The following is a 9,768-nucleotide window of genomic DNA, read 5'->3' as shown; positions in this document are numbered from 1 at the left end:
CAGCATCGACATGACATGATCGATGCGCAGCGCGCCGCAGTTTTGCATATTCGCCCGCAGGAGTTCGATAAACGGCTCGTAGGCACGCGCCGTAATGATATGCGGATCCATCGGCGGCAGGCCCCAGTTCTGTCCAAGCGGACCGAGGATATCCGGCGGCGCGCCAACAGAGGCTTTCAGGCAATACAGCTCGCGATCGCACCAGGTTTCCGCCCCACCTTCCGCCACGCCCACCGCCAGATCGCGATACAGGCCAATTGGCATCTTAAAGCCCTGACTGGTTTCCCAGCAGGCGGCAAACTGGATGTACGCCAGCCACTGTAACCAGAGATAAAAATCCACTTCATCACGATGTTCGTGACAGAATTTTTCCACCTCCGGCGAATCAACAGACTGATACGCTTCCGGCCAGGCAGGCCAACCCCAGCGCAGTTCATCCTCTTTCACCTGCCAGGCATGCAGCGCATCAAACGCCGCCTGCCAGTACAGGCTGTCGCCTTCCTGAGCCACGAACGCCCGGAATGCCGCCATCTGTTCATCGTCGCGCGTGGCAAACCCTTTCCATGCCATGCGCAGCGCGGTCATCTTCAGCGTGGTGACTGCCGAGTAATCCACCCATTGGGCATCCCGCGCCTGTTGCAGTATTTTCTGCGTATCGGGCATCTGCCACCAGGCCTGCGCTTCTTGACTCAGGCGAAAATCATCGACAGCGTTCACATCAATGTAAATGACGTTCAGCCAGCGACGTGAAGACGGGCTGTACGGGCTGGCGCTCTCCGGGTTTGCCGGATAGAGCGCGTGGATCGGATTGAGGCCGATAAACGCCCCCCCGCGTTTTGCTACATCCACCAGCATTGACTTCAGATCGCCGAAATCACCGATTCCCCAGTTGTGCTCTGAACGCAGCGTATAGAGCTGTACGCAGGCACCCCAGAGTTTCTGCCCGGTCAGCAGCGCCTGCGGCTCGTAGCAGCGTTTTGGCGCCACGATGATGCGGCAATGGTGTCGCTGTTCATCCTGCGTCAGGGTCAACGTGTGATAACCCAGCGGCAGCTTTGTCGGCAGAGTAAAGGATTTCCCGCCGGTGGCGTGCCCCTTAAACTGCACACCCTCTTCGGTGGTCAACAGCCAGTTGAATTCACCGTGTCCCTCTACCGCTAGCGACATCTTTTTGCCTGCGGTGTAGACCATCACATTCGGCACCGCCGTCACCGCTACCTTTGCGGCGGCAGCGGTACGGTGCATAGCATCCAACAAACGTCGCTTGGTTTCGGCACCAATTGACTGCGGCTTGCCGTGGGCATTGATATAATTGGGACTGATCCCCGCCGCCAGCGCGGCATTATCCAGACGTTTGCTATCCATCGCGCTTCCTTAGCGTTTCGCCTGCCAGATTCGGGTCTGATAATCGCGAATGGAGCGATCCGAGCTGAACATACCGCAGCGTGCGGAGTTCAGGATCGCCGCACGCGTCCAGGCCTCCTGGTCACGATACAACACATCCACCTGTTTCTGCGCCTCAACGTAGGCCGCAAAGTCCGCCATCACCAGATACGGATCGCCCCCCTGTTTGCCTATGCTGTGCAGCATCTGATCAAAGGCATGCTTATCGCCGGCGCTGAACTTACCGCTCTCCAGCTCTTTCAGCACGGCATCGAGTACTTTATCCTTTTTGCGCCATTTCAGCGGATCGTAGCCTTTGGCTTTCAGCGCCTTCACCTGTTCCACGGTATGCCCAAAGATAAAGATATTCTCATCACCCACTTTCTCGGCGATTTCTACGTTCGCGCCGTCCAGGGTGCCGACCGTCAGTGCGCCGTTTAGCGCCAGCTTCATGTTGCCGGTGCCGGAAGCTTCTTTCCCCGCTGTGGAGATCTGCTCGGAGATATCCGCCGCCGGAATCAGCATTTCTGCTGCTGACACGCAGTAATCCGGCAGGAACACCACTTTCAGTTTGTCGCCGACGTTCGGGTCGTTATTAATGGTTTCCGCCACCTTGTTAATGGCAAAGATAATGTTTTTCGCCAGGTAGTAACCCGGAGCCGACTTCGCGCCAAACAGGAACACGCGCGGTACGCGATCGGCCTGCGGGTTTTCGCGAATCTCTTTATACAACGCCAGGATATGCAGCAGGTTCAGGTGCTGACGTTTGTATTCGTGCAGACGCTTAATCTGAATATCGAAAATCGCCTGCGGGTTAATCTCAATCCCAGTACGAACTTTCACAAACTCAGCCAGACGTACCTTATTGGCCTGCTTGATATCACGCCAGGTCTTGCGGAATTTAGCATCATCAGCGTACTTCTCAAGATTGATCAACTGATCGAGATCGTTCGCCCATTCTTTCTTCAGCGTTTTATCAAACAGCGCAGCCAGTTCCGGGTTGCACTGTTTGATCCAGCGACGCGGCGTGATGCCGTTGGTCACGTTATGGAACTTGTTCGGCCACAGTTGGTGATATTCCGGGAACAGATCTTTCACCACCAGATCGGAGTGCAGTGCGGCAACGCCGTTGACCGCAAAGCCGCTGACGACGCACATGTTCGCCATGCGCACCTGTTTGTCGTGAACCACCGCCAGCTTTGCCCAAACCTGCTTGTCGCCAGGCCAGGTTTTATCGACCAGCGTCTTAAAGCGATCGTTAATCTCTTTGATGATCTGCATATGACGCGGCAGCAGCGCTTTCACCAGCTTCTCATCCCAGCACTCCAGCGCTTCTGGCATCAGGGTATGGTTGGTATAGGCGAACGTTTTGCTGGTGATCGCCCAGGCGTCGTCCCAGCTCATCTGATGCTCGTCAAGCAGCACGCGCAGCAGTTCCGGAATCGCAATGGTGGGATGGGTATCGTTCAGTTGAATGACTTCGTAATCCGCCAGCTCATGCAGTTTGCGGCCAGCCAGATGATGACGACGCAGAATGTCTGCCACTGAACAGGCGCACTGGAAGTATTGCTGCATCAGACGCAGCTTCTTACCCGCCGTGTGGTTATCGTTCGGGTAAAGCACTTTGGTCAGTTTATCGGCGTCAATCCCCTGCTGTTCCGCACGCAGGAAATCGCCGTCATTAAATTTGGTCAGGTTAAACGGATGAGCGTGAGTGGCCTGCCACAGACGCAGCGGTTGCGCCACGCCGTTACGGTAGCCCAGCACCGGCAGATCCCACGCCTGCCCGGTAATCACAAAGCCGGGTTCCCAGTGACCGCCTTTTGTCACCTTACCGCCAATACCCACCTGCACATCAAGCTGCTCGTTATGACGGAACCACGGGTAGCTGCCGCGATGCCAGTCATCCGGCGCTTCCATTTGCTGACCGTCGGCAAAGGATTGACGGAACAGGCCGTACTGATAGTTCAGACCATAACCGGTGGCAGATTGACCGACGGTCGCCATTGAGTCCAGGAAGCAGGCGGCAAGACGCCCTAATCCTCCGTTGCCCAGCGCCGGGTCGATCTCTTCTTCCAGCAGATCGGTCAGCTGGACGTCGTACGCTTTCAGCGCATCGCTCACCGCCTGATACCAGCCCAGGTTAAGCAGATTATTCCCCGTCAGACGACCAATCAGGAACTCCATCGAGATGTAGTTCACATGGCGCTGATTTTTCGCCGGTTTCGCCACAGGTTGGGCACTGAGAAGTTCCGCCAGCGCGCCGCTGACGGCGTGCCACCATTGACGGGACGTCATCTCGTGAGCTGACAGTAAACCGAAACGCTGCCACTGACGTGTCAGGGCTGCCTGAAATTGCTCTTGATTGAAGGTTGGCTGTGACATAGGAATTCCGGGTCCTTTGGTAAAAAACAACGTTATCGCTAGTTTGCCAGGCTCAATGTTGACCTTCCTCATCCCACTCTTGATTAGGCGGGGAGGAGTAGTGGGGATGAGCGTAAAAGTGTGATCGGTGCCACTCTCGCGTACCGCACCCGACTGTTCAGATCCCAGTCATACACTTATTTTAATCCATTTTTATATTTTACCTGGCTCTAATCACAGAATCAGAGATGAAATGATATAACGCGGGTATGAAGAATCGCCCTGGTTTCAAGTCCATATAAAAACAAAACCAGTTGAAATGACAATAATACAAGCGCACACTAAATTTATTGTATTTTAATATATTATCACCACTAATAAATTAAAAGGAAATAATATGTCCCATTTATCCTGGCTCACGCTGACAGGAGAGATTCAGGGAGATATATCAGCGCAGTGCGGCTCCCGGAGTTCAATAGGTAATAAATCTCAAACCCGTCATATTGATCAGATAATGATTTACGCACTTGAACATGAAACATCACGGCAACAAAATGTTTGTCATCATGAATTGCAAATAATTAAGCCCGTTGACCGTTCGTCGCCGTTACTCAGCAAAGCCATCAACGATAACGAAACGCTTGAGTGTGAACTCGACCTGTATCGCGTTAATCCAGGAGGTCAACAGGAGATCTACTATAAAATTAAATTATTCAAAGCTCATATTTCTAACATCAAAATAATTGTGCCACATAATATTATTGAACATGGAAACGAAGCACAGGAACGTGTTTGTTTTACGTATGAATCCATCAGTTGGGAACACTGTATGGCGAGCACCAGCGCATTTAGCTTTTGGAGCGACCGACTCTTCTGAGTCTGAATAACATATATAAGGAAATAGCATGCGTCATCGTCCCTCTTCTTCGTTGTACGAGAACACTTCACGTCATCCCGATGGCGATCCGCTGCGCGGCTCAGCAGACATCCACTGGAGTTCAATGAACCCTGTGCAGCGCGATATGGCTTTTATGGATGGATCATTCATCACACAACACCACCATATCCTCCTGTTGACGATAGAAGAAGCACAGCAAGTCGTGGATGACTTAATGGGAGGAATTGATCAGTTTTTTTCGTACCGCGCAGCGCCGGGGAATATGAAAGATGGACTGGATGCCTTTCGCAGTCTGTCTAAGCTCACAACATATTACAACCCGGCTAACGAATTGGTTTTTAACTTTACTGTATTAAAAATAAAAGCGATCGAGTACAACGTGGGCGGCAAAGCCTATATAAAAATTACGGGATACCCTGCGTTACGCCGTATTCTTAACGGGACCCGCTACGGTGCCAGGCATCCGCAAATACTGGAAATGGCCATCGGTAAACGTGGGCTTTACAACAGTATCAGCAGTGGTGTCAGATATTGCCTCTATTTTTCTCTGGCCTGGCGAGCCATCGAATTGATTTTTAAATCAGATTATCAGATGGTGGATTTTCTGGTCGATATTTCAATGGACATGGCTAAAGCGGTAGTGTCGGGGGTTGTGATTGGGGTGGTCGCGGGCCTGGCAATTTTAGCTAGTGCGCCTGTAATTGTTACTACCGGCATTATCGTTTTGGCGGGCATTTTACTTAATTGCACACTAAATGTCCTTGATGAAAAAACAGGGCTATCAAATGCGTTAAAAGAAAAGCTTCGTGATTATATACATCATCATAAAAATTACGATTATGGATTCGACTCTCCCTACTTTGACTCATTTTAAGGAGGACTTATGAAGAAATTATTTATGCGGCTAATGTATTTTTTGCTGATTATATTTCTCCTTGGCATTCTTGATTTACAAATATTTGGTTTTGTTATGACCGATTTTTTATCATTGATAAGAATGGGTGACGTAATCACTTATCACCATACGTGCTTACTGATAAGTGGAATACCGTTAATGTTGTATACAACCTTTGCTATGGTACGGGTTTTATTCAGCAATGATTTGCAATACAAAGCCCTTCCTGATCCTTTTGAAGTCTGGGTGCTGGGCACTGGCGCGCTCCTTTTTGCTATCGGCTTTATTGCAAACTTTATTGTCCTGTTTTTATTTCTGGTATCGTCATATCACTCCTGCCCGCAGGACAACCTTCATGATTATCATGTGACTGATGTTAAGCTTTGCGAAAGCCTTGTTGATAATCGTAGTTTCTGGTAATCATTAATGAAAAAAAAATTACGTCTTACCGCTTTTTTCCTAATTATTTCCCTCCTCGGAATCCTGCATTTCTTATTATTTGGCAGAATAATGACTGATTTTTTATCCTTGATAAGAATGGGGGATGTTATCAGCTACAATAAAACATGCATTGTGCTTGCCGGCACACCGGCATTCATTGTAGCATTAATTTTATGCATTATGGCTTTATTTAGTAAAGATGTACATTCCAGTATTCCTGCATCGATAGAAACGCCAGTGAGCTTTATTGTTGTCATATCTTTTATAATCGGTTTTATTGCAAACTGTATTGTGCCATTTCTGTTGCTGGCACTTTCCTACCACTCCTGTCCGCAGGACAACCTTCATGATTATCATGTGACTGATGTTAAGCTTTGCGAAACCCTTGTTGATAATCGTAGTTTCTGGTAAGAGCAGTCATAGAAACTGCTAATAATAACGAGAATAAGATTACCTTTTTTTATATCGATAACATCCTCACCTTTTGATTACCCTTTGTCGGTAAAAATTTTATCACGGTAAGTTACAATTTCGCCTGTCACGGACAGAGTCGTGAGCCTATACAAAGTGTCAGGATTCTTTAGCAAAAGTAAATACCCCGACATCCCCTCCGCCAACCGTATCCAGTAGAGGTTATCCATCAGATAAATTTGTGATGTAGTGCAAATTAAGGCGGTTCATTACCGGACATACCTTGCAAAAGTTCCTAATCTGGCCGACCTTATATCTATTAATTACGAAGCGCAAAAAAAATTGCAGTCCCCATTTTCCACAGTGAAGTGTTAACTATGTTGATTCCGTCCAAACTAAGTCGTCCGGTTCGTCTCGACCATACAGTGGTCCGTGAGCGCCTGTTGGCTAAACTTTCCGGCGCGAACAATTTCAGGCTGGCCCTGATCACAAGTCCTGCAGGTTATGGGAAGACTACGCTCATTTCACAATGGGCCGCCGGGAAAAGTGAACTCGGCTGGTACTCACTGGATGAGGGCGACAACCAGCAGGAGCGTTTTGCCAGCTATCTGATTGCCGCGGTACAGCAGGCCACTAACGGTCATTGCACCACCAGCGAAGTGATGGTGCAAAAACGGCAGTATGTCAGTCTGACTTCGCTTTTTGCGCAGCTCTTTATTGAGCTGGCGGAATGGCATCGCCCGCTGTATCTGGTCATCGACGATTACCATCTGATCACTAATCCGGTGATTCATGAGTCCATGCGCTTCTTCCTGCGTCATCAGCCTGAAAATCTCACGCTGGTGGTACTGTCGCGTAATTTACCGCAGTTGGGGATTGCCAACCTGCGCGTGCGCGACCAGCTTCTGGAGATAGGCAGTCAGCAACTAGCCTTTAATCATCAGGAAGCCAAACAGTTTTTTGACCGCCGCTTATCCTCCCCCATCGAAGCCTCCGAAAGCAGCCGGATGTGTGACGATGTGGCAGGCTGGGCGACCGCATTACAGCTCATCGCCCTCTCTGCGCGGCAAAACAACCACTCTGCGCATCAGTCGGCACGCCGTCTGGCGGGAATTAACGCCAGCCATCTTTCAGATTATCTGGTCGATGAAGTGCTGGACAGCGTCGATGTCAGCACCCGCCTTTTCCTGCTGAAAAGTGCAGTTTTACGGTCAATGAACGATGCGCTGATTGTACGTGTAACCGGCGAAGAAAATGGTCAGATGCGGCTGGAAGAGATCGAGCGGCAAGGGCTTTTCCTGCAACGGATGGATGACTCCGGCGAATGGTTCAGTTATCACCCGCTGTTTGGCAGTTTCCTGCGCCAGCGCTGCCAGTGGGAACTGGCGACCGAGTTACCTGATATCCATCGCGCCGCAGCGGAAAGCTGGATGGCGCAGGGTTTCCCCAGCGAAGCCATCCACCATGCGCTGGCGGCCGGCGATGCGCATATGCTGCGCGATATTTTGCTTAACCACGCGTGGGGATTGTTTAACCACAGCGAACTGGCGCTGCTGGAAGAGTCACTAAAAGCGCTGCCGTGGGAAAGCCTGCTGGAAAACCCGCGTCTGGTGTTGTTACAGGCCTGGCTGATGCAGAGCCAGCATCGCTACAGCGAAGTAAACACCCTGCTGGCCCGTGCCGAACAAGAGATTCAGGGCGTGATGGACAGCACGCTGCATGCCGAGTTTAACGCGCTCCGCGCTCAGGTGGCGATCAACGACGGCAATCCCGATGAGGCTGAACGCCTGGCGAAACTGGCGCTGGATGAGTTGCCCATCGCCTTGTATTACAGCCGTATTGTTGCAACCTCGGTGCACGGCGAAGTGCTGCACTGTAAAGGCGATCTCTCTCGCTCCTTAACGCTGATGCAGCAGACCGAACAGATGGCGCGTCATCATGATGTCTGGCACTACGCGCTCTGGAGCTTGATCCAGCAAAGTGAAATCCTCTTTGCCCAGGGTTTTTTGCAGGCCGCCTGGGAAACCCAGGAGAAAGCGTTCCAGTTGATTAAAGATCAGCATCTGGAACAATTGCCCATGCACGAATTTCTGGTGCGCATTCGGGCCCAACTGCTGTGGGCATGGGCGCGACTGGATGAAGCGGAAGCTTCTGCGCGCAGCGGTATCGAAGTGCTTTCCGCCTTTCAGCCGCAGCAACAATTACAGTGTCTGGCGCTGTTGGTGCAGTGCTCGCTGGCCCGTGGCGATCTGGACAATGCCCGCAGCCATCTCAACCGCCTGGAGAATCTGCTGGGCAACGGTCACTACCATAGCGACTGGATCTCAAACGCCGATAAAGTTCGGGTGATCTACTGGCAAATGGTCGGCGATAAAAAGTCGGCCGCCAACTGGCTGCGCCAGACGCCGAAACCGGAGTTTGCCAATAACCACTTCCTGCAAGGCCAGTGGCGTAATATCGCCAGAGCGCAAATTCTGCTGGGCGAATTTGAACCCGCAGAAATCGTACTCGAAGAGCTGAATGAAAATGCGCGCAGCCTGCGCCTGATGAGCGATCTTAACCGTAACCTGCTGCTGCTCAACCAACTTTACTGGCAGGCCGGGCGCAAAAATGACGCGCAGCGCGTGCTGCTTGATGCCCTGCAATTAGCCAATCGCACCGGATTCATCAGCCATTTCGTGATTGAAGGCGAGTCGATGGCGCAGCAACTACGCCAGCTTATTCAACTGAATACTCTGCCGGAACTGGACCAACACCGCGCACAGCGCATTCTGCGTGAGATCAACCAGCATCACCGCCACAAGTTCGCCCACTTTGACGAAAGCTTTGTTGAGCGCCTGCTGAACCACCCGGAAGTACCAGAGCTAATTCGCACCAGCCCGCTGACGCAGCGCGAATGGCAGGTGCTGGGGCTGATCTATTCCGGCTACAGCAACGAGCAAATCGCTGGCGAACTGGCGGTAGCGGCGACCACCATCAAGACGCATATCCGTAATTTGTATCAAAAACTGGGCGTGGCGCACCGTCAGGATGCGGTCCAACACGCGCAGCGACTGCTGAAAATGATGGGTTATGGGGTGTAATGTTGCCCGGCTGCACCCACGCTGACCGGGCAGTCTCTTCATCAACGCGTTAACACAGTTCCAGTTGAATATGGTTATCGGTGATCACCTTCATTACCCCTGCTGGTGGCAGAGCATCGGTATATACCGCATCCACCAGACTGATACTGCCCATATTCACCATCGCATTACGGCCAAACTTCGAATGATCCGTCACCAGTATGACGTGGCGGGAATTCTCAATAATTGCGCGCTTGGTACGCACCTCGTGATAGTCGAATTCCAGCAGCGAGCCGTCACTGTCGATGCCGCTG

The 9,768-nt window shown here is 51.3% G+C and carries 7 protein-coding genes and 1 pseudogene; 5 read left to right on the top strand and 3 right to left on the bottom strand.

Going from position 1 to position 9,768, the window contains the following annotated elements; all coding sequences use genetic code 11:
* Both malQ and malP read right to left on the bottom strand, forming a co-directional pair.
* On the bottom strand, window positions 1–1,365 hold a 1,365-nt coding region (gene malQ / locus AB7E14_RS15010; RefSeq protein ID WP_428169640.1), incomplete at its 3' end, for a 4-alpha-glucanotransferase.
* Between the two features lie 9 nt (window positions 1,366–1,374).
* Window positions 1,375–3,768, bottom strand: a complete 2,394-nt coding sequence (malP, locus tag AB7E14_RS15005; RefSeq protein ID WP_044253517.1) for a maltodextrin phosphorylase — start codon at window positions 3,766–3,768, stop codon at window positions 1,375–1,377.
* 376 nt (window positions 3,769–4,144) lie between these two features.
* Between malP and AB7E14_RS15000 the strand changes: the two genes are divergently transcribed.
* From AB7E14_RS15000 to malT, 5 genes are all read left to right on the top strand, one after another.
* Window positions 4,145–4,624 (top strand): Hcp family type VI secretion system effector, encoded by a 480-nt coding sequence (locus AB7E14_RS15000; RefSeq protein ID WP_042998436.1) that lies wholly within the window; start codon window positions 4,145–4,147, stop codon window positions 4,622–4,624.
* A 28-nt stretch (window positions 4,625–4,652) separates the two neighbouring features.
* Entirely contained in the window at window positions 4,653–5,519 is an 867-nt protein-coding gene (locus AB7E14_RS14995; protein WP_316962339.1) for a hypothetical protein, read from the top strand.
* Window positions 5,520–5,528: 9 nt separating this feature from the next.
* Window positions 5,529–5,960: a hypothetical protein gene (locus AB7E14_RS14990; protein ID WP_222167515.1), complete on the top strand. Its 432-nt coding sequence runs from the start codon at window positions 5,529–5,531 to the stop codon at window positions 5,958–5,960.
* A 6-nt stretch (window positions 5,961–5,966) separates the two neighbouring features.
* Entirely contained in the window at window positions 5,967–6,392 is a 426-nt protein-coding gene (locus AB7E14_RS14985) for a hypothetical protein (protein WP_428169639.1), read from the top strand.
* Window positions 6,393–6,769: 377 nt separating this feature from the next.
* Window positions 6,770–9,475 carry an HTH-type transcriptional regulator MalT gene (gene malT, locus AB7E14_RS14980; protein ID WP_428169638.1) on the top strand — a complete coding sequence of 902 codons (2,706 nt, stop codon included), beginning with the start codon at window positions 6,770–6,772 and terminating at the stop codon, window positions 9,473–9,475.
* 49 nt (window positions 9,476–9,524) lie between these two features.
* On the opposite strand, the pseudogene AB7E14_RS14975 reads toward malT, so the two are convergent.
* Window positions 9,525–9,768: pseudogene (locus AB7E14_RS14975) on the bottom strand (DeoR/GlpR family transcriptional regulator); the annotation flags it as partial.

It is taken from the genome of Citrobacter sp. (assembly GCF_050252275.1).
Taxonomy (GTDB): Bacteria; Pseudomonadota; Gammaproteobacteria; order Enterobacterales; family Enterobacteriaceae; genus Citrobacter_A; species Citrobacter_A amalonaticus.
This window is presented reverse-complemented; position numbering and strand designations above follow the sequence as displayed.